Origin of the sequence: Streptomyces sp. NBC_00203, assembly GCF_045206325.1 — a bacterium.
GTDB classification, from domain to species: domain Bacteria; phylum Actinomycetota; class Actinomycetes; order Streptomycetales; family Streptomycetaceae; genus Streptomyces; species Streptomyces lutosisoli.
The window spans coordinates 2551134-2572164 of record NZ_CP108126.1 but is presented as its reverse complement, the minus strand read 5'-3'; the positions used below and the strand labels follow the sequence as shown (position 1 = coordinate 2572164).

Annotated in this window: 17 protein-coding genes; 12 read left to right on the top strand and 5 right to left on the bottom strand. The window is 70.9% G+C overall.

Features of this window, described 5'->3' with window-relative positions; all coding sequences use genetic code 11:
- Window positions 1-31: 31 nt before the first annotated feature.
- Window positions 32-601 (bottom strand): YceI family protein, encoded by a 570-nt coding sequence (locus OG975_RS11845; RefSeq protein ID WP_406329080.1) that lies wholly within the window; start codon window positions 599-601, stop codon window positions 32-34.
- 100 nt (window positions 602-701) lie between these two features.
- Here OG975_RS11845 and OG975_RS11840 point away from each other — a divergent pair, with 100 nt between their 5' ends.
- On the top strand, window positions 702-1556 hold the full coding sequence (locus OG975_RS11840) for a helix-turn-helix domain-containing protein (RefSeq protein WP_406329079.1): 855 nt from the start codon (window positions 702-704) through the stop codon (window positions 1554-1556).
- Between the two features lie 8 nt (window positions 1557-1564).
- Here OG975_RS11840 and OG975_RS11835 read toward each other — a convergent pair whose 3' ends face one another.
- Both OG975_RS11835 and OG975_RS11830 read right to left on the bottom strand, forming a co-directional pair.
- Window positions 1565-2476: a carbohydrate kinase gene (locus tag OG975_RS11835; protein WP_406329078.1), complete on the bottom strand. Its 912-nt coding sequence runs from the start codon at window positions 2474-2476 to the stop codon at window positions 1565-1567.
- A complete protein-coding gene (locus OG975_RS11830) occupies window positions 2473-3531 on the bottom strand; it encodes a LacI family DNA-binding transcriptional regulator (protein ID WP_406329077.1) in 1059 nt (352 codons plus the stop codon). Before OG975_RS11830 ends, OG975_RS11835 begins: the two co-directional genes overlap by 4 nt.
- Before the next feature lie 177 nt (window positions 3532-3708).
- On the opposite strand from OG975_RS11830, the gene OG975_RS11825 reads away from it, so the two are divergent.
- Window positions 3709-4131 (top strand): Rieske (2Fe-2S) protein, encoded by a 423-nt coding sequence (locus tag OG975_RS11825; protein ID WP_406329076.1) that lies wholly within the window; start codon window positions 3709-3711, stop codon window positions 4129-4131.
- A 63-nt stretch (window positions 4132-4194) separates the two neighbouring features.
- Here the strand turns inward: OG975_RS11825 and OG975_RS11820 are convergent, their stop codons facing one another.
- Entirely contained in the window at window positions 4195-5142 is a 948-nt protein-coding gene (locus tag OG975_RS11820; protein WP_406329075.1) for a hypothetical protein, read from the bottom strand.
- A 236-nt stretch (window positions 5143-5378) separates the two neighbouring features.
- Between OG975_RS11820 and OG975_RS11815 the strand changes: the two genes are divergently transcribed.
- Both OG975_RS11815 and OG975_RS11810 read left to right on the top strand, forming a co-directional pair.
- Entirely contained in the window at window positions 5379-5981 is a 603-nt protein-coding gene (locus OG975_RS11815) for a papain-like cysteine protease family protein (RefSeq protein WP_406329074.1), read from the top strand.
- A 5-nt stretch (window positions 5982-5986) separates the two neighbouring features.
- Window positions 5987-6805 carry a hypothetical protein gene (locus tag OG975_RS11810; protein ID WP_406329073.1) on the top strand — a complete coding sequence of 273 codons (819 nt, stop codon included), beginning with the start codon at window positions 5987-5989 and terminating at the stop codon, window positions 6803-6805.
- 137 nt (window positions 6806-6942) lie between these two features.
- Here the strand turns inward: OG975_RS11810 and OG975_RS11805 are convergent, their stop codons facing one another.
- A complete protein-coding gene (locus OG975_RS11805; RefSeq protein WP_406329072.1) occupies window positions 6943-7299 on the bottom strand; it encodes a response regulator in 357 nt (118 codons plus the stop codon).
- A gap of 172 nt (window positions 7300-7471) precedes the next feature.
- On the opposite strand from OG975_RS11805, the gene OG975_RS11800 reads away from it, so the two are divergent.
- The 8 genes from OG975_RS11800 to OG975_RS11765 all read left to right on the top strand — a co-directional run bounded on the left by OG975_RS11800 (window position 7472) and on the right by OG975_RS11765 (window position 20974).
- Complete coding sequence (locus OG975_RS11800; RefSeq protein ID WP_406329071.1) at window positions 7472-8839, top strand: ABC transporter substrate-binding protein; 1368 nt, start codon at window positions 7472-7474, stop codon at window positions 8837-8839.
- On the top strand, window positions 8836-11550 hold the full coding sequence (locus OG975_RS11795) for a PAS domain S-box protein (RefSeq protein WP_406329070.1): 2715 nt from the start codon (window positions 8836-8838) through the stop codon (window positions 11548-11550). The genes OG975_RS11800 and OG975_RS11795 overlap by 4 nt, the downstream gene beginning before the upstream one ends.
- A gap of 431 nt (window positions 11551-11981) precedes the next feature.
- A complete protein-coding gene (locus OG975_RS11790; protein ID WP_406329069.1) occupies window positions 11982-12653 on the top strand; it encodes a response regulator in 672 nt (223 codons plus the stop codon).
- 87 nt (window positions 12654-12740) lie between these two features.
- A complete protein-coding gene (gene uvrC, locus OG975_RS11785; protein ID WP_406329068.1) occupies window positions 12741-14786 on the top strand; it encodes an excinuclease ABC subunit UvrC in 2046 nt (681 codons plus the stop codon).
- Window positions 14783-15805: an RNase adapter RapZ gene (rapZ, locus tag OG975_RS11780; protein ID WP_406329067.1), complete on the top strand. Its 1023-nt coding sequence runs from the start codon at window positions 14783-14785 to the stop codon at window positions 15803-15805. The genes uvrC and rapZ overlap by 4 nt, the downstream gene beginning before the upstream one ends.
- A complete protein-coding gene (gene yvcK, locus OG975_RS11775) occupies window positions 15802-16872 on the top strand; it encodes a uridine diphosphate-N-acetylglucosamine-binding protein YvcK (RefSeq protein WP_406329066.1) in 1071 nt (356 codons plus the stop codon). The genes rapZ and yvcK overlap by 4 nt, the downstream gene beginning before the upstream one ends.
- Complete coding sequence (gene whiA / locus OG975_RS11770; RefSeq protein ID WP_010987695.1) at window positions 16863-17852, top strand: DNA-binding protein WhiA; 990 nt, start codon at window positions 16863-16865, stop codon at window positions 17850-17852. Before yvcK ends, whiA begins: the two co-directional genes overlap by 10 nt.
- Window positions 17853-18016: 164 nt before the next feature.
- Window positions 18017-20974 carry a M14 family zinc carboxypeptidase gene (locus OG975_RS11765; protein ID WP_406329065.1) on the top strand — a complete coding sequence of 986 codons (2958 nt, stop codon included), beginning with the start codon at window positions 18017-18019 and terminating at the stop codon, window positions 20972-20974.
- The last annotated feature ends 57 nt before the right edge of the window (window positions 20975-21031 follow it).

The window sequence follows — 21031 nt, the reverse complement described above, 5'->3', positions numbered from 1 at the left end:
AACTCCCCGCGGGGCGCCGCGCGTTGCACAGTCAGCCGCCCTGTCCCTGCGGCTCGACGAACTGCATGTCCAACTGCACCTTGACAACATCACCCAGGAACCCGGTCCCGAAGTCCAGACCGAAGTCGCTGCGCCGTATCTCGCCCGTCGCCTCGAACCCCGCGTGCCGGCGACCGTCGACGGGGGAGTCCACGACCCCGCCGAACTCGACGGCGAAAGGTACCGTCCGCGTCACGCCCCCGATGGCCAAGTCCCCTTCCATCGACCACTCCTCACCGCCACCGGACACCCGCGTCGAGCGGAAGGTCATCGTCGGACGTTTCTCGACGTCGAGCAGTTCGGGCGAGCGAGTGTGCGCGTCGCGGTCCGGGTTCCCGGTGTCAAGAGAGGCAAGAGCGATCTCGGCGCTCACCTTGACGTCGTCGGCCGTCTCACCGACGTACAGCCCGGCCTTCACCTCGCCGAAGCGCCCCCGCACCTTGGCGATCCCGAGGTGGCGGATGGTGAAGTTGACGGCCGAGTGCAGCGGGTCGAGCTCCCAGTCGCCGGCGGCGAGCGGCAGGGAAGAGGCATACGCGGTCGGGGAGTTGTCGTCAGTCATGGCTCCACCCTGCGCGGCCGGGCGGCCAGTAGGGAGACCGGCTGGATGGTGGTAGTGACAGGGCCACGATCCGGTGCCGTACGCGCTGTACGTTCGACAGGTGAGCGACAACGAGCTGGGCACCTTCCTGCGCGCACGCCGCGAAGCGATCACACCCACCGAGGTGGGGCTGCCGACGGGTTCCCGCCGTCGCACTCCAGGGCTGCGCCGCGCCGAGCTGGCCACACTCGCGGGGATCAGCGTCGAGTACCTCATCCGGCTCGAACAGGGCCGCGACCGCAACCCGTCACCCCAGGTCCTGGGCGTGCTCTCCGACGCGTTGCAGCTGCCCGTCACGGAGCGGATCCTGCTGCGCCGGCTCGTCAAGGAGGCCGGTCGCGACGCCGTGTTCTGCACATCGGTGGTGGAGCCCACCCGCACCGTGCGCCCCAGCGTGCGGGCCATGCTGGACCGGCTGGAACCCACACCCGCCGTGCTCATCAACTGGATCGGCGACATCCTCGCGTACACCAGCGGCTATCGGCGGTTCGCCGGACCTCTCGGGGTGCTCGACGGCAAGCAGCCGAACATCCTGCGGTATGTGTTCACCGACGAGCGGGCGCGCGCCGCCTACTCCAACTGGGATCAGGTGGCCGACGTACAGGTCGCCCACCTCAGGCACGAGGCATCGCTCCAGGATCCCCATGTCGCCGCCGTGGCCGACGAGTTGACCGTCACCGCGGGCGCCCCCTTCGCCGACCGGATCGCCGCCGTGCCGGCCATGCCCCGGCGGGCCGGGACCGACCTGGTCGCTCACCCGGAAGCAGGCCCACTGCGCCTGTCGTACGAGACGCTCGCCCTGCCGGACGACGGCCACCGCATGGTCGTACACCTGCCCGCCGATGAAGCCACAGCGGCCGCGCTGGACCGGCTCAACGGGCGGCAGCCCGGGGCGCTGCGGTCGGTCGGCAGCTGACTGATCTGTTACAGGTCGCCGAGTTCAGCGGCGTACGGCGGTTCGGCTCCTGCGCGGGAGCAGGTGATCGCCGCCGCGCGGGCCGCGAAGCGCAGCAGTTCGGTCCAGCCGTCGGCGCCGAGGGCTGCCACCGCAGCCGATGACAGGGCGTCTCGCGCGGCCAGGCCGTGCAGCAATGCCGCGTTCACGGTGTCGCCGGCGCCGATGGTGTCCACGACGTCGACTGGTTCGCCGGGTACGGAGTGCACCGCGCCGTCGCGGGTGAACACCGTCAGACCGTCGCCGCCCTGCGTGATCACCACGGCCACGGGACCGGACGCCAGCCACTCGCGTGGGGTGCCGCCGAGCCACAGGGCGTCCTCCTCCGAGAGCTTGAGGAGCGACACCGACGGCAGCCAGCTCTTGAACCGGGCCCGGTAGGCGTCCGCGTCGGGGATCAGCCCGGCCCGGATGTTCGGGTCGAGCGCGGTGAACACGCCCCGTGCGGCGGCGGTCCGCATCAGCTCCTCGTACGCGCTCGCGCCGGGCTCAAGGACGAGCGAGCAGGTCCCGAAGGACACCGCCTTGGTGGCGTCGGGGAGTTGGTCCGGTGCGGAGAAGAGACGGTCCGCGGTGCCCTCGACGTAGAAGGAGTACGCGGCCGAGCCGTCCGTGCCGATCGAGGCGACCGCGAGGGTCGTCGGCTCCGTTCCGCGCTGCACGGACGACACGTCGACGCCCGCCTCGCCCAGCCCGCCCAGGAGTGCCTCGCCGAACGCGTCGTACGAGACCCGGGAGCAGAAGGCCGTAGGGGAGCCGAGGCGGCCGAGTGCCACCGCCGTGTTGTAGGGGCCGCCGCCCAGGCGCGGCAGCAGGCCCACGAGGGCGCCCGTGCCCTGCGGTACCAGATCGATCAGGGCCTCACCGGCGACGACGATCACGACTCGGGTCCTTTCCTGTGGAGCTCGGGACTCTTGGAACTCTCGGGGCAGCCGCACGAGGTGCGGTGGACGAAGGCGGAGGGCAGCCGGACGGTACGGCCCGGACGGCCGGGCGACGCCAGCCGTTCCAGGAGCAGCCGGACGGCCTGGGCCCCGATCTCCTTGCTGGGCTGGGAGATCGCGGTGAGCCGCGGGGTGAACAGATCTGCCCAGGAGAAGTCGTCGAAGCAGCACAGCGCCAGGTCGTCCGGCACCGACAGGCCCCGCCGGCGCAGAGCCCGCAACGCGCCGATGGTCATGGCGTTGTTGGCGGTGACGAGCGCGGTGGGCCGGGCCGCGAGGGACAGCAGGGCGTGGGTGGCCTCCTCGGCCGCCTCCGCCTGGGAGTTGCCGTGCGCCACGAGCCGTTCGTCGTACGGGAGTCCGGCGTGCGCGAGGCCGTGGCGGTAGCCGGTGATCCGTTCGGTCGTGGTGCTGAGTCCCGGCAGGCCGGCGACCAGTCCGATGCGTTGGTGGCCCAGTTCGGTGAGGTGGGTGACCAGCCGGGTCGTGGGCTCGGCGTTCTCGGTGCAGACCTGGTCGAAGGGAAAGGGGCTCTCGGCGGGGGAGCCGACGAGTCGGTCCAGGAACACGGTGGGTACGTCGTGCTGCCCGAGGTAGCGCAGGAGCGCCTCCGGATCCGCTGAGGGGGCGATGATCACGCCGTCGACGCGTCGCTCGTACAGCAGTTGGACGATCTTCCGCTCGTGCTGCGGGTCGTCGTGCGGATCGGCGATCAGCAGGCTGTAGCCGTGCTCCAGGGCGCCGGCCTCGACGCCCTGAAGGATCTCCGTGAAGTACGGGTTGCTGATCGCCGACACCGCGAGCCCGATGGACCGTGTGCGTGCGGTGACCAGTGAACGGGCCAGGGTGTTCGGCGTGTATCCGAGCTCGTCGATGGCATCGAGGACAGCCTGGCGGGTCTGCGGCAGCACCGGGCGCGTGTCATTGAGCACGTGCGAGACGGTCGCGATGGACACACCTGCGCGCTGAGCCACATCGACCATCGTCGCCATGGCGCTCCCTCCCCTGGAACCCGGTCGTCCGCACGGGAAGCTATCCCATCCGGCGGCAGACGTAAACGCTTACGTAAGCGTTTACGTCCGCCTCGTGATGTCGACCCACCCCGCCCGGGGCCGAATGATTCATGCCGGTATCGTCGATCTCCACCGCCCCCGACCAGTGGAGATGCCATGCCCGGCCGTCCGTCCGCGAGCCGCCGTACCGTCCTGCGGGGAGCGGCGCTCACCCCGGTCGCCGGACTCGGCCTCACCGCGTGCTCCGGTGGTGGCGAGGGCGCTCCCACGAGGCTCACCGGACCGGTCGAGCTCGGCGCGGAGAGCGAGATCGCCAAGGGGAGCGCCAAGCTCTACCGCGATGAGAACGTCGTGGTCAGCCGTGCGGAGAACGGTTCACTCAAGGCGTTCAGCTCGATCTGCACGCACGCGGGGTGTGCCATCAACAAGCTGGAGGGCGCGACGCTCACGTGCCCGTGCCACGGCAGTGAGTTCGACGCGATGACGGGCAAGGTGCTGCACGTGCCGGCCACCACGCCGTTGGAGGAGCTGTCCGTGGAGGCGAAGGGCGGGAAGATCATCGCGGGCCCGGGCGCCTGAGGCGCTCTCGCAGCGGATGCCGGGCGAAACCGGTCACCGACACCGTGCCCTTGACCCGGGTGGTCACTCCCAGTCCCACCCGATCCCCACGATCCCCGACCGCACGCGCGGCTCGACCAGATGCACCGAGCGGTGGCGACCGCTCAGCGTCAGTTCCTGGCGACCGCTGCGCGGAGCCGCCGCCGAGTGCTGGGTGAACCGGTGGCACCGCACGGGCAACGCATCCTCGGCGAACTGCACTTGGAGGGCGTACTGCCCGCCCGCGAAGCTGAAGCCGCGGACGTACTCGCTGGACGCACCGGCCGTGCCGTCGTCGAAGCCGTAGCGGAACAGGAACGTATCGCCCGCACGCAGACGTGTGTCGAAGAGCAGTTCGGCCACGAGCACCCCGGTGTCCTGGTGCCAGCGCACCCGCCCCGTACGGCAGTTCTCCAGGGCGCGTACCGCCGTCCGTTCCGGAGCGCACCCCGGGTCTCCGTGGTGGATGGCCACATAGCGGTCCACGCCGTCCTTGTGGGCGCGCACTATGTGGTGCGACTCGCGGCCCAGCAGCTCGCGATGTGCCCCGATCCGAACGCGTTCGTGGTGGCCGAGGGTGTGCAGCCCGCCGTCGAGAGGTGACTCCAGCTCGGCCAGAAGCCGCTCCAGGACGCCGGAGGCCTCCACCAGGGAGCGGTACGAACGGCCCGCGGGGCGCTGCGGATCGGAGCGCTCGTCGGCCTTGGCGAGCAGACGGATCAGCGACTCGTCCGGCAGCTGGAGGATCTCCTCCAGGGCGCGTACGGCGCGCAGCGACTCGGGGCGCTGCGGGCGCCGGGCGCCCTGCTGCCAGTAACTCAGGCTCGTCACCCCGACCTTGACCCCGTACCGCGACAGATGGTGCTGTACGCGCTGCAGCGGCAGCCCGCGGGCGGCGATCGCGGCGCGCAGCGCGACATGGAAGGGGCCGCCCCGCAGAGCCGTCTCCAGTTCCGCCGTGGCGACGTCCGCGTGCTGTGTGCCGTGCCGCATGCAGGGGGCCTTTCTGTGAATGTTCACAACGGCTGGTCAGGCCGTTCGTGCGGGTCGTCGGGGCCGCCAGGTCGGCGCGCGGGGGCTGTTCACACGCGGGTTTCGCCGTTCACGCCCCGAGTTCCCCCGCATTGAAGCGTGTTGACCAAGCCCCGACAACACCTGATGCTCAACATGCTTCACCGCAGCGTCCGGACGCGCTCCTCCACTCCTCGAACCCCACTCGGGAGGAACGCATGCGCCACAGAAGGCTCCTCGCTCTCGCCGCCGTGCTGGCCACCCTCGGCGCCGCCCCGACGGCGGCCGCCGCTTCCCAGGCACCCGCGGCCAGTACGTCCACGTCCCACGCGACGACCCTCGCGTACAAGCGCCTGAACATCACCATGCAGGCCCAGCAGAAGAGCAACTGGTGCTGGGCGGCGAGCGGGAACACGGTCGCCACCTGGTTCGGTCGGAGCTATTCGCAGAACCAGTTCTGCAACGCCGCCTTCGGGCGCGCCCAGGGCACCGAATGCCCCAACTGGCAGGCCTCGCTGGGCGATGTGCAGGACGGCCTGGACTGGGCGGGCATCAACCCCGGTTCGTACGTCTCCGGATGGCTGCGCCACTCGACCGTGGAGACGGAGATCGACGCGAACCGGCCCGTCGAGACCCGGATCCAGTGGTCGAGCGGCGGCGGCCACATGCATGTCCTCTACGGGTACGACGACACGAACAGCTGGGTCTACTGGGGTGACCCTTGGCCTTCCAACGACCGCTACAACTGGGCCTCCCACGCCTGGTACGTGGACAACGACTCCTTCTCCTGGACCCACTCGCTGTACCGGATCGGGGCGTGAGCGCGATGACCCGACGTACCCGCATCACGAGCGCCGCCGTCGCGGGCTGCGCCGCCACCCTGCTGCTCGGCCTGGCCGCCCCCTCAGCCAGGGCCGAAGGCGGACTCTCCCCGGTCTCCCAGGCCTCCCCGGCCTCCGTGGCCGCCGCGCACCGCGCCGCCACCGGGCCCGCGACCTTGGACATCCTCGCCCGGTTCTTCGCGGCCCCCGGCAGTTCGGTGACCGAATCAACCCTCCACGCGCGCGTGGACGACGACACCGTCCCGGTGTACTACCTGTCTCCTGACTTCGTGGCCGGCAGGACCGGCGCACCGGTCGCCCGGCTCGCGTTCCTGGCGACCCGGGCCGTCTCCTCCGACGGTCGGAAGGCATCCCTGTGGACCGCGCGACAGGGCGGCGGCTGGCAGCTGGTGAACATCGCCTCCGGAGACGACGAGACGCGTTACGCGGCCCTGGGTGCCCGGCTGCTGCCGGGCGGCACGGTCTTCAGGGAGCCGCAGATCGACGCCTGGTACGTCGAGCGCCACGCGCGCGTGCTGCCCCTCGACACGGAGGCCCGACGCGCGATCGGCGCCCGCGGCACGACGCTGGCCTCCTACCGCGCGCGCGTGCACAAGGCGTACGCGGACAAGCTCCCCGGCTCCGTGTACGCGCGGTCGGGCGAGGCGGGCGGATACGGCTCCGAGTCCCCGGGGACCGGCCGCCCGCACGACCCGGAGAACCCCGGCCCCGCCGTCGTCATCGCCTCGGCGGCAGCCGGCGTCGGAGCCCTCGTGGCCCTCACCCTGAGCGCCTCCCGCGCCCTGCGCCGACGCCGCCGCTGACTCCGCCCCCCTCCGGCGCCGGGCGGAGTCACGTCCCCGCTCCGCCCGGCAGCCACCAGGAGCCGCACCAGTCGGCGTCAGGGCTCAATCCCGAGCCACCACCGGCCCCCTACCCCGGCCGCTATCTCCCTCACCCTTCACCCCTCACGCCCCAGCAACTCCCATATCGCCCCCGCCGAAAGCGCGGACTTATGCAGGAAGCCGCGGGCCGAGCTGGCCGCGACGAGCTCCTGGAAGTCCTCCAGGGAGTGCGTCGAGATCAGGATCACGGCGGGCACGCTGCCCGCGAGTCGCGCCGCCACGTCGAAGCCGTTCTCGCCGTCGAGGTCGATGTCGACGAGGGCGACGTCCGGAGCCGCTTCAAGAGCCCGCGCGAGAGCTCCCGCGCCCGTCGAGGCGACACCGACGACCTGCACCCCACCACGCTCCAGCAGGGTGCGCGCGGCCTCCAGGAACCGGGCGCTGTCGTCGACGAGGAGACAGCGCATGGACATGCTGACAGGTTCCCAACAGGTTGACCTTCGCGCCTTCCCGCTAGCCGGAAAGTGCTGAAGTCCTGTGCCAGAAAGGCAGGTTCGCTTTCACGCAGAGCAGCGGCGCGTCACCGGCGGTAGCATGTCGATGCCCTGGGGTGGCCGTGTCCCGTCGGTTGGGTGGGGGTACACGATGACGTTGCTCCGAAGGAAACCGCTGCGAGGCCGGGCGTTCCTCGCCGGAGTACTCTGCGCGGCCCTCCTCGCCGCCGGATGCGGCGGGGGAGGTGACGACGGAAAGCGTTCCAGGACGCGCGCGGACACCACGTGCGACGGAAAACTCAACGGCACCACCGACATCACCGTGTGGTTCCACGCGGGCCCGAGCGGGGAGCTCAGCACGCTGCGCGCGCAGGTCAAGGACTTCAATGCCACGCAGAAGGCGGTCCGGGTCGAGCTGATCACCCTGCCCGAAGAGCGCCCGTACACGGATCTGGTCGAATCCGCGGCCGCCAGCGGCGACCTGCCCGACCTGCTCGACTTCGACGGCCCGAACCTCTACAACTACGCCTGGTCGGGCAAGCTCGAGCCGATCGACTCCTGTGTGCCCGACAGCGTGAAGAACGACCTGTTGCCCTCGATCCGCGAACAGGGCACCTATGAGGGCCGGTTGTGGGGCGTAGGCACCTTCGACTCCGGGCTCGGCCTCTACGTACGTCCCTCGGTCCTGAAGAAGGCCGGTATCCGCGTCCCGAGCGGCCCGGGCGACGCCTGGACGGCCGCCGAGCTGACCGGCATCCTCCACAAGCTCCGGAAGCAGGGCTACGAGCGCCCGCTGGACCTGCGGCTCAACTACTCCGTTCCGGGCCAGGAGTGGAACACCTACGGCTTCGCGCCCGCCGTCTGGTCGGCCGGCGGCGATCTCATCGACCCCAGGACCCATCGCACGGCCGACGGCTTCCTCAACAGCCCCGAGGCGGTCAGGGCGCTCACGACGATGCAGGGCTGGGCCAAGGAGGGGCTGATCGACCCGGACAAGGACGACAAGGCATTCGTGGCGGGCCGTAGCCCCCTCTCCTGGGTGGGGCACTGGATGTTCCCCGACTACACCAAGGCGTTCCCCGGCGATGTGAAGATCGTCCCGCTGCCCGACTTCGGCAAGGGCACGGTGACCGGGATGGGGTCGTGGCAGTGGGGCGTCACCGCGGGCGCCACCGACGGCGACGCGGTCTGGCGGTTCCTCGCCTATCTGCTCAAGCCCGACCAGATCCACCGCATGACCGTGGCGAACGGGGCGATCCCGGCGACGAACAGCGCCGTGAGGATCTCACCGTCCTTCTCCGAGGGCGGCCCCGAGCATCTGTTCATCGAGCAGCTGAGGACGGTCGCGCGGCCCCGCTCGCAGACGCCCGCCTATCCCGCCGTGACCGTGGCCTTCTCCAAGGCCTTCGCGAAGATCGTCGTGGACCTTGCCCCGGTCAAGCCCGCACTGGACCAGGCGGTCCGTGAGATCGACAAGGATCTGGCCGACCACCAGGGTTACCCGTCTGGCGGGCCATGAGACCCGGCGTCCGGCGCCCGGCCGGGGCCCGTCCGCCGCTGCTCGCGCGGCTGCGTGTGGGCACCAAGCTCATGCTCCTCGTCCTGCTGCCCGTCACCGGACTGTTCGCCTTCACGGTCTTCTCGGCCCTGGCCCAGTGGCAGGAGGCGCGCACCCTGGAGGACTTCAGGGCCTCGACCAAGGTGTCCTTCGCGACGGCCGGGCTCTACGAGGCCGTCGCCCGCGAGCGCCTCGCGGAGGTCCTAGCCGAGGCGGCCCCGGACCGTACGGACACGGCGGCCGAGCGGGACGCGGCCAGGGGCGCCACCCACCGCGCCCTGACCGCCGCCGAGGGCGCCGCGGCCGGGCACATGGGACAACCCGACGTCCTCGGCGTCCTAGACTCCCTGCGCAACCAACTCCACGCGGCCCGGCTGGAGTCGGACAGCGGGTCGCTCACCCCGGCGCGGATCGAGCAGCGGTACGCGACCGTCGCGAGGTATCTGCTCGACACCGTCCGCCGCCTCGACTCCAGCCGCCCCACGCGGGCCTCGGGCCGCTCCGGCGACGCCTATCTGGCGATCCTGGGCGCCGTCGAGGCCGCCGAGCGGGAACGCGTCGAGCTCGCCGTCCTGCTCGCGGCGCCGCGCCAGGACGGCCACGGCGGCCCCGCCAACCGCTGGCCCGCCCTGGAGAGCGCCCAGCTCGACACCTTCCGCCAGACCGCCTCCGGGCCGCTCCGCGCCCGCCTCTCCCGCGCCCTGTTGCTGCCCGCGGGCCGCACCGTGCGCGCGACCCGCGACACCCTCATGGCCTCCGAGGGTGCCACCAAGCGACTCCCTTCCCTGGAGGGCTGGCTCACGGCCTCCGGCGACCGGCTCACCGCCCTGCGCGGCATCGCCCACGCCACGGCCGTCGAACTCGCCGCCGACGCCGACCACGATCTGAAGAGCGCCCAGGACCGGGGCGAACGCGAACTCGCCCTCTCCGTAGGGGTCCTTTTCGCGGTCACCCTCCTCGCCCTGACCCTCAGCCGCTCCATCACGCGCCCGCTCACCGAGGTGTCCCAGGGCGCCAAGGCGCTCGCCGCCGGCGACCTGCCGTACGACGTCCACTACAGGGGGCGCGACGAGATCGGCGTCGTCGCCGACACCTTCCGCGAACTCCATGTCACCAGCGAGCGGCTCGCCGCCGAGATCCGCACCATGAACACGGCGTTCGACGACAACCGGCTCGGCCACCGCGCGGACGTCGCCGCGTTCGACGGGACCTGGGCGCAACTGCTGGGCGGCATGAACGACACCATGGCGTCCTTCGCCGCCGCGCACGGCAGGCGCCGCAAGGCCGAGCGGGAGCTGGCGAGCATCTTCACCCTCTCCCTCGACCTGCTGTGCATCTGCGGGATCGACGGCTACTTCAAGCGCGTGAACCCGGCCTTCGAACGAACCCTGGGATACCCCGCCGACGTGCTTCACGCCAAGCCCTGGCTGGAGTTCGTCCACCCGGAGGACCGGGCACGCACGCGTGCCGCCCTGGACCGCCTGGCCGACGGCGTCGAGCTGGCCGAGTTCGAGAACCGCTTCCTACGCGGCGACGGCACCGAGCGCTGGCTCCAGTGGAGCGCCCGCCCGGTGACCGGAGAGGGCCTCGTCTACGCCGCCGCGCGCGACGTCACCGAGAGCCGCCGCGCCGACCGCGAGCAGGCCGCGCTGCGCCGCGTCGCCACCCTCGTGGCCCGCGGAGACTCGCCGCACGAGGTCTTCACGGCGGTGGCGCGCGAGGTGGGACTGGCGCTGAGCTCGGCGTCCGCGGCCGTCCTGCGGTACGAGGCCGACGGCGCCGTCACGGTCCTCGGCTCGGCCCACGCGGCCGCGGGCGCGGGTGAGGAGGCGGCCGCCGCGGTGGCCCAGACCCGCCGGGCGGCCCGCGCCGGACGCTCGGTCGGCGCCCCGATCGTCGTCGACGACCGTCTGTGGGGCGCCGTCGTCGCGGCCCCGACGGGACCGGAACCACTGCCCCCGGGCACCGAGTCCCGGCTCGCCGACTTCACCGAACTCGTCGCCACCGCCATCGCCAACGCCGACAGCAGGGCCCAGCTCAGGGCCTCACGCGCGCGCGTGGTGGCCGCCGCGGACGCCTCCCGGCGCCGTATCGAGCGCGATCTGCACGACGGCGTCCAGCAGCGCCTCGTCTCGCTCCAACTGGAGCTGCGGATGGCCGAGTCCATGATGGACGACCAGCCGGCCGAATTCGTCGAGCAGTTGGCGCACATCAGCAAAGGCCTGGACGACACCTTCGAGGATCTGCTGCACATCTCCCGCGGCATCCACCCCGCGATCCTCTCCAAGGGCGGCCTGGGCCCCGCCCTGCGAGCGCTGGCCCGCCGCTCCGCCGTTCCTGTGGAACTGGATCTCCGGCTGCCCTCCGTCCGCCTTCCGGAACAGACCGAGGTCGCGGTCTACTACGTGACCTCGGAGAGCCTCACCAACGCCGCCAAACACGCCAGCGCCACCGTCGTACAGGTAGCGGCACGGACGTACGACGACGTCCTTGAGGTATCCATCGGCGACGACGGGAGCGGGGGCGCCGAACCGGGCGGAGGCTCGGGTCTCATCGGGCTCATCGACCGCGTCGAGGCGATCGGCGGCAAGCTCGCGATCAGCAGCCCGCCGGGGAGAGGCACGACCCTGACCATCCGGCTGCCGCTGCGGGAACAGCCAACAGATGTGTGACCGCCCGGGGCGTACACGGAGGGGGTCCCATACGGGGCCCGTTTCCGGGGAGACCCGCTCTGCGCGAGCCGCAGACGCCGGGCAGGCCCGCGTGATGCCGGGGTCCCGCGCGTCGAGGGCGTCGCGGAGGGCGCCGCCTCGTCCTCGTACCGGCGGACACGGACCGACCACCGTCGTCTCTCGATCCGTGTCCGCGGTACCTCCCGCAGCCCTTCGACCGTTCGACCCGCCGCCCCTCGCCCGGGGCGGCCGGTCCCGTGCATCTGCACTGGTTCGAGCATCGCGCCGGAAGGTCGCCGTGTCGTCACGGCCAGCCCCCAATTCGGTTTCCGGCTAGCCGTAACTCATCGGGTCCGACAGGCTGTTGGGGACGCGCGCGGGAACGCACCACCGCACCGCAGCGCACGGGTCGGGCAAGGGGGGCCGGGGCCATGGACGCCGATCAGCAGCCCGCGCGGGGACGGGTCGTCCTCGCCGACGACGACGTCCTGCTCAGGGAGGGCCTGGCGAGCCTCTGCGAGCGGGTCGGCTACGAGGTGGTCGGGCAGGCCGGTGACGCCGAGCGGCTCCTGGAGCTGGTCGTCGACGAGCACCCGGACCTGGCGATCGTCGACATAAGGATGCCGCCGAACCACTCGACCGAGGGCCTGAAGGCGGCCCGCACGATCCGCGAGCGCCACCCGGACACCGGCATCCTGGTCCTGTCGGCGTTCGTCGAGGTCGAGGACGCCCTGGAGCTGCTGGCGGGCGGGCGCCAGGTCGGCTACCTCCTCAAGAGCCGGGTCACGGTCGTGGACGAGTTCATCGAATCGCTCGACCGGGTCCGCAAGGGCGGTTCGGTCGTCGACTCCTCCCTGGTGCAGGAGCTGTTCTCGGCCCGGCGGCGCGACGACCCGCTGTCCTTCCTCAGCGCCCGCGAGCGCGAGGTCCTCGCGCTGATGGCCGAGGGCCGCTCGAACGCCGGCATCGGCCGCCGGCTGTGGGTCACCGAGGGCACCATCGAGAAGCACGTCCGCAGCATCCTCGGCAAACTCCACCTTCAGGAGGACACCGACGATCACCGCCGTGTGCTGGCCGTGCTGACGTTCCTGGAATCCCGATAGGGCCTCTCCGGGAGGCCGCCCGGCAAGCCGTCCGGCGTTGTCCACAGGGTCGCCGCGCTGTCAGCCCTCGCCAGTAGGGTGTGTGACATGGCCGACCCCTCCAGCTACCGCCCCAAGCCGGGACAGATCCCGGACTCTCCCGGGGTGTACAAATTCCGCGACGAGCACCGCCGGGTGATCTACGTCGGAAAGGCGAAGAGCCTGCGCCAGCGCCTGGCGAGCTACTTCCAGGACCTGGCGAACCTCCACCCGCGCACCCGCACCATGGTCACGACGGCCGCGTCGGTGGAGTGGACGGTCGTGTCCACGGAGGTCGAGGCACTTCAGCTGGAGTACTCCTGGATCAAGGAGTTCGACCCCCGGTTCAACGTCAAGTACCGCGACGACAAGAGCTACCCGTACCTCGCGGTGACCATGAACGAGGAGTTCCCGCGCGTGCAGGTCATGCGCGGCCAGAAGCGCAAGGGCGTGCGCTATTTCGGTCCGTACGGGCACGCGTGGGCGATCCGCGACACCGTCGACCTGCTGCTGCGCGTCTTCCCCGTCCGCACCTGCTCCGCGGGTGTCTTCAAGAACGCGGCCCGCACGGGTCGCCCCTGCCTCCTCGGCTACATCGGCAAGTGCTCCGCCCCGTGCGTCGAGCGCGTCTCCGCCGAGGAACACCGCGAACTGGCCGAGGAGTTCTGCGACTTCATGGCCGGCCGTACGGGGACGTACCTCCGCCGCCTCGAAAAGCAGATGACCGACGCGGCGGAAGAGATGGAGTACGAGCGGGCGGCCCGCCTGCGCGACGACATCGAGGCCCTGAAGAAGGCCATGGAGAAGAACGCGGTCGTGCTCGCCGACGCGACCGACGCCGACCTGATGGCCGTCGCCGAGGACGAACTGGAAGCCGCCGTGCAGATCTTCCACGTACGCGGCGGCCGGGTGCGCGGCCAGCGTGGCTGGGTCACGGACAAGGTGGAGGCCGTCACCACCGGTGACCTGGTCGAGCACGCGCTCCAGCAGCTCTACGGGGAGGAGACGGGCGACTCCGTCCCCAAGGAAGTGCTCGTCCCCGCGCTGCCCGACCCGGTGGAGCCCGTCCAGGAGTGGCTCACCGAGCGGCGCGGGTCGAACGTGTCGCTCCGCATCCCGCAGCGCGGCGACAAGAAGGCGCTCATGGAGACCGTGCGGCGCAACGCGCTCCAGTCGCTCGCGCTGCACAAGACCAAGCGTGCCTCCGACCTGACCACCCGCTCGCGCGCCCTGGAGGAGATCGCCGAGGCCCTCGACCTGGACAGCGCGCCCCTGCGGATCGAGTGCTACGACATCTCGCACCTCCAGGGCGACGACGTCGTGGCCTCGATGGTCGTCTTCGAGGACGGACTCCAGCGCAAGAGCGAGTACCGGCGCTTCCAGATCAAGGGCTTCGAGGGTCAGGACGACGTCCGGTCCATGCACGAGGTGATCACCCGCCGCTTCAGGCGCTATCTCGCGGAGAAGGAGAAGACGGGGGAGTGGGCCGACGGCGAGACCGGGCTCACGGAGGAAGACGGCCGTCCCAAGCGCTTCGCCTACCCCCCGCAGCTCGTCGTCGTCGACGGCGGCCAGCCGCAGGTCGCGGCCGCCAAGAAGGCCCTCGACGAGCTCGGCATCGACGACATCGCCGTGTGCGGCCTCGCCAAGCGCCTGGAGGAGGTGTGGCTGCCGGAGGACGACGACCCGGTGGTCCTGCCGCGCACCAGTGAGGGGCTGTATCTGCTCCAGCGGGTCCGTGACGAGGCCCACCGCTTCGCGATCGCCTACCAGCGCGCCAAGCGGGCCAAGCGCTTCAGGGCGAGCCCGCTCGACGATGTGCCGGGCCTGGGCGAGACACGCAAGCAGGCGCTGATCAAGCACTTCGGTTCGGTGAAAAAGCTGCGATCCGCAACAATCGACCAGATCTGTGAGGTTCCCGGCATAGGCCGCAAGACGGCCGAGACGATCGCCGTGGCCCTCGCCCAGGCGGCCCCGGCCGCGCCCGCCGTGAACACGGCGACAGGAGAGATCATGGGAGATGAGGAAGACGGGGCGCCCGAAACGACGGCGGGCTCCCCGGAGGAACCCGTGACCGCGGGAGCCTCGGACGAGCGACGGGGGCAGGAGAGATGACCGAGAACGACGCGCGTGAAGAGGAACGTCCGGCGCAGGGCCAGGGCGCTCACGAAGCACACAAGGAGACAGGCGAAGATCACCTGGAACAGGAAGCACCCCAGGAAGACGGAGCACAGGTGGGTACGGGTATCGAATCGGCCGGGGTCCCCGAGGCGGCCATCCCCGAGCTGGTGATCATCTCCGGCATGTCCGGAGCGGGCCGGTCGACGGCCGCCAAGTGTCTGGAGGACCTCGGCTGGTTCGTCGTCGACAACCTGCCGCCCGCCCTGATCCCCACCATGGTGGAGCTCGGCGCCCGCTCCCAGGGCAACGTGGCCAGGATCGCGGTCGTCGTCGACGTACGCGGCCGTCGCTTCTTCGACAACCTCCGCGAGTCCCTCGCCGACCTGGAGTCGAAGCACGTCACCCGGCGGATCGTCTTCCTGGAGTCCTCCGACGAGGCCCTGGTGCGCCGCTTCGAGTCCGTGCGCCGCCCGCACCCCCTCCAGGGCGACGGCCGCATCGTCGACGGCATCGACGCCGAGCGCGAGCTGCTGCGCGAGCTGCGCGGCGACGCCGACCTGGTCATCGACACCTCCAGCCTGAACGTGCACGAGCTGCGCGCCAAGATGGACGCCCAGTTCGCCGGCGAGGAGGAGCCCGAGCTGCGGGCCACCGTCATGTCCTTCGGCTTCAAGTACGGCCTGCCGGTCGACGCCGACCTGGTCGTGGACATGCGGTTCCTGCCCAACCCGCACTGGGTACCGGAGCTGCGCCCCTTCACCGGTCTGAACGAGGAGGTGTCGGCCTACGTCTTCAACCAGCCCGGCGCCAAGGAGTTCATCGACCGCTACGCCGAGCTGCTCCAGCTCATCGCGGCCGGGTACCGCCGTGAGGGCAAGCGCTATGTGACCATCGCGGTCGGCTGCACCGGCGGCAAGCACCGCTCGGTCGCCACCTCCGAGAAGCTGGCCGCCCGCCTCGTCTCCCAGGGCGTGGAGACCGTGGTCGTGCACCGGGACATGGGACGCGAATGACGGGACGTGCCGCTCTGCGGCTCAGCAGGCTGCGCCGGGTGACCCCCGAGGGCAAGGGAGACAAGCCCGCCGAGGCGCGCGGTGCCAAGCCACGCCGCCGCGGTGCCCAGCCCAAGGTCGTCGCCCTCGGCGGCGGCATGGGCCTGTCCGCCTCGCTCGCCGCCCTGCGCCGGATCACCGGCGACCTCACCGCCGTCGTCACCGTGGCCGACGACGGCGGATCCAGCGGGCGCCTGCGCGACGAGCTGGGCGTGCTCCCGCCCGGCGACCTGCGCAAGGCCCTGGCCGCGCTGTGCGGTGACGACGACTGGGGCCAGACCTGGGCCCGTGTCATCCAGCACCGCTTCCAGTCCAAGGGCGACCTGCACGAGCACGCGGTCGGCAATCTGCTGATCGTCGCCCTGTGGGAGCAGCTCGGCGACCACGTCCAGGCCCTGGACCTGGTCGGCAAGCTGCTGGGCGCGCACGGCCGTGTGCTGCCCATGTCCGCCGTACCCCTGGAGCTCCAGGCCCTGGTCAAGGGGCACGACCCGGAGCGGCCCGACGACGTCGACACGGTACGAGGGCAGGCAACCGTGGCGCTCACCCCCGGCGAGGTGCAGTCCGTGCACGTCGTGCCGCACGACCCGCCCGCCGTCCCCGAGGCCGTGGCGGCGGTCCTCGACGCGGACTGGGTGGTCCTCGGCCCCGGCTCCTGGTTCTCCTCGGTGATCCCGCATCTGCTGGTGCCCGAGCTCCTCGATGCCCTCACCCAGACGAAGGCGCGCCGGGTACTCTCCCTGAACCTCGCCCCGCAGCCCGGAGAAACCGATGGCTTCTCCCCGCAGCGTCATTTGGAGGTTTTGGGACGACACGCCCCTAAACTCGCCCTGGACGTGGTGCTGGCCGACGAGGCCGCCGTGCCCGACCGCGACTCACTTTCCGACGCCGCCAAGCGGTTCGGCGCCGCGGTCGAGCTGGCGCCGGTGGCCCGGACCGACGGATCTCCGCGGCACGACCCGGAGCTGTTGGCCGCCGCGTACGACCGTATTTTTCGGATGCATGGAAGGATCGGCCCATGGCGATGACGGCAGCGGTGAAGGATGAGATCTCCCGGCTCCCCGTCACCCGGACCTGCTGCAGAAAGGCGGAGGTCTCCGCCATTCTGCGGTTCGCCGGCGGCCTTCACCTGGTGAGCGGCCGGATCGTGATCGAAGCGGAGCTGGACACCGCGATGGCGGCGCGCCGGCTGAAGCGGGACATCCTGGAGATCTTCGGCCACAGCTCCGAACTGATCGTGATGGCGCCCGGCGGACTGCGCCGCGGTTCCCGCTATGTCGTACGCGTCGTCGCGGGCGGCGACCAGCTGGCCCGCCAGACCGGGCTCGTCGACGGCCGCGGCCGCCCGATCCGCGGGCTGCCCCCGCAGGTGGTCTCGGGGGCCACCTGCGACGCCGAGGCGGCCTGGCGCGGGGCCTTCCTGGCGCACGGCTCGCTGACCGAGCCGGGCCGCTCCTCCTCCCTGGAGGTGACCTGCCCGGGCCCGGAGGCCGCGCTCGCGCTGGTCGGTGCCGCCCGCCGGCTGTCGATCGCCGCGAAGGCCCGCGAGGTGCGCGGCGTGGACCGGGTGGTCGTCCGCGACGGTGACGCGATCGGCGCGCTGCTCACCCGCCTCGGGGCGCACGAATCCGTGCTGGCCTGGGAAGAGCGCCGGATGCGCCGCGAGGTCCGCGCCACGGCGAACCGGCTCGCCAACTTCGACGACGCCAACCTGCGCCGCTCGGCCCGCGCCGCCGTCGCCGCCGGGGCCCGCGTCCAGCGCGCCCTGGAGATCCTCGCCGACGAGGTGCCGGAGCACCTCGCCGCCGCAGGACGGCTGCGCATGGAGCACAAGCAGGCCTCCCTGGAGGAGCTGGGCGCGCTCGCCGACCCGCCGCTGACCAAGGACGCCGTCGCCGGCCGTATCCGCCGGCTGCTCGCGATGGCCGACAAGCGGGCCCAGGACCTGGGCATCCCCGGGACGGAGTCGAACCTCACCGAGGAGATGGCGGACAACCTCGCGGGCTGACCGGCCCCGATTGATCACCAGAAGCCCAACACGCCGGTGCCGATCCCCACTTGGGGCATCGGCACCGGCGTTTGCCTGTCTGTGAGGCACCCTTGACTTGACCATGAAGTGTCATGAGCCTGGCATCTGTTCGCTGCTGTGGCGGACTCATGCAAGGGGGGCTCATGAGACGAAGAGCGAGAGCGATCCTCGCTACCGGCGCGCTCCTGCTGGGCGGTGCGGGCATGGCGCCCATCGCCCAGGCGCAGAACGGCAGTTCACCCAAACCCGACGCGAACGCCGTGAAGGTGTTCCACGCGGAGGTCACGAAGCAGCAGGTACCCCTGCTGCTCGCGGCCGGGCAGGACGGCCACGAACTCGGCGACACGACCTGGAAGAACGGCAAGAGCACGGTCGAGGTCTACGTCACCGACCAGCAGGCCAAGAAGCTGGAGAAGCAGGGCGTCGAGCTCACCGAGCACACCCTGTCGGCCAAGGCCGAGGCGCGCGTGGAGGACGCGGCCCAGGGCGTGTTCCGCCCCTACAGCGGCAAGGGCAATCTCCAGGAGGAGATCGTCAAGACGGGCGAGGCCCACCCCGACCTCACCAAGGTCGTCTCCATCGGCAAGACCGTCAACGGCCAGGACATCCTGGCGCTCAAACTGACCAAGGGCGCCAAGAAGACCAAGGACGGCGCCAAACCGTCGGTGCTGTACCTGTCCAACCAGCACGCGCGCGAGTGGATCACGCCCGAGATGACACGGCGTCTGATGCACTACTACTTGGACAACTACTCGACGGACAAGCGCATCAAGAAGATCGTCGACTCCACCGAACTGTGGTTCGTGCTGTCCGCCAACCCCGACGGCTACGACTACACGTTCAAGGACGCGGACGCGCGCCAGTGGCGCAAGAACCTGCGGGACGTGAACGGCGACGGCGTCATCTCCACCGGCGACGGCGTCGACCTCAACCGCAACTTCGCCTACAAGTGGGGCTACGACGACGAGGGTTCGTCCCCCAACCCCACCAGCGAGACCTACCGCGGCACGAGCCCCGCCTCCGAGCCCGAGACCAAGGCCCTCGACGCCTTCGAGAAGCGCATCGGCTTCACGTACGGCATCAACTACCACTCCGCCGCCGAACTGCTCCTCTACGGAGTGGGCTGGCAGGTGGCGACACCGACCCCGGACGACGTGCTCTACAAGTCACTCGCCGGAACCCCCGAGAACTCGGCGATCCCGGGCTACCACCCGCAGGTCTCCTCCGAGCTCTACACCACCAACGGCGAGGCGGACGGCCACGCGGGCAACGTCAACGGCATCGCGATGTTCACCCCCGAGATGTCGACCTGCCAGACCGCGTCGAACCTCGACCCGGGCGACGCCTGGAACGCGGCCGACTGCGCCTCGGTCTTCACCTTCCCGGACGACGAGAAGCTGATTGAGCAGGAGTTCGAGAAGAACATCCCGTTCGCGCTCTCCGTCGCCGAGACCGCGGCCCACCCCGACACGCCGTCCTCATCGGTCGGCATCGACGCCCCCGACTTCACCCCGGCCACCTTCACGACGTCGTACTCCCGCGGCGCCGACCAGGAGGTCTCCGTCGTCGTCCGCAGGTCCGTACGCGACAAGGAGCTCAAGTACCGCGTCAACGGCGGCCGTACGGAGGACATGGCGCTCAAGGCCTGGAAGGGCGGCGAGACCTACGGCGGCAGGGACAACCTCTACTTCGACGAGTACCGCGCCAAGGTCCAGGACGGCGACCCGGGCGACAAGGTCGAGGTCTGGTACACCGGCAGGACGAAGAGCGGGAAGCGCACCTCCAGCACGCACTTCACGTACACCGTGGCCGAACGGCCGAAGGCCGACACGCTGGTCGTCGCCGAGGAAGGCGCGACCGCCACACAGTCCCAGGCGTACGTGGACGCCCTGAAGGCCAACGGCAAGAAGCCCCTCGTCTGGGACGTCGCGACCCTGGGCGCGCCCGACGCGCTCGGCGTGCTCGACCACTTCAAGACGGTCGTCCACTACACCGGCGCCGTACGACCGGGCGTCGCCACCCAGCTCCAGCTGCGCGCCTTCCTCAATGAGGGCGGCAAGCTGGTCGAGGCGGGCGAGCTCGCCGGCGGCAGCGTCGACCTCGGCGGCGGCACCTTCTCGAACGACTTCAGCCAGTACTACCTGGGCGCCTACTCCCGTACGTCCACTCCGGGGGCCACCGGCTTCACCGGCTCCGGGAAGCTCACCGGCTTCACGGGGGCACTCGGCGACGCGCCCGGCAACCCGCTGAACGCGGCGGGTACCTACAGCGTCACCTCGGACACGCTGCCCGCCGCGCAGTACCCGCAGTTCGCGTCGAGCGCCGGAGCGGGGCAGTTCGCCGGGACCGCCAACCCGTACGGGCCCTACGCGGGCTCGTACATGGCCGCCGCCGTCCACACCGATGACGCCTACAAGCGCCTCACCCGCACCATTGACCTCACCGGTGTCGGAGCGGCGGACAAGCCGACGCTCCGTTCCCAGCTCCTGTGGGACGTCGAGCCCGGCTACGACCACGTGGTGCTCGAAGTCCACACCACCGGGGCCGACGACTGGACGACACTGCCCGAGGCGGGCGGCGCCACCAGCAACACGGTTCCCGCGGAGTGCGAGGCCGGATTCCTGGTCAGGGAGCACCCCTCCCTCAAGCGGTACCTGACCTTCAGCACGGCCGGCTGCACCAACACCGGCACCAGCGGATCCTGGAACAGCATCACCGGCGCCTCCAGCGGCTGGCAGCAGGTCAACTACGACCTGAGCGCCTACGCCGGCAAGTCGATCGAGGTCTCGCTCAGCTACATCACCGACCCGAGCACCGGCGGCCACGGTGTCCTCGCGGACAACGCCTCGCTCGTCGTCGGAGGGGCGGCCACCGAGACCGAGGGCTTCGAGACCTCTCTCGGCCTCTGGGGCGTCCCCGGACCGCCCGCGGGCAGCCCGGCAGTCCTCAAGGACTGGGCGCGTTACGGAGAGCTCTTCAAGACGTACGGAGGGATCACCACGGGTGACACCGTGCTGCTGGGCTACGGCCTGGAGCACGTCACCGCGGCGGCCGACCGCGCGGCCCTCATCGGGAAGGCGCTGACGGCACTCAAGGGCTGACCCTGGGTGACGGTCTCGTCAACCTCAAGGGTGTTCCGTACCCCTACTGGTGGGTAC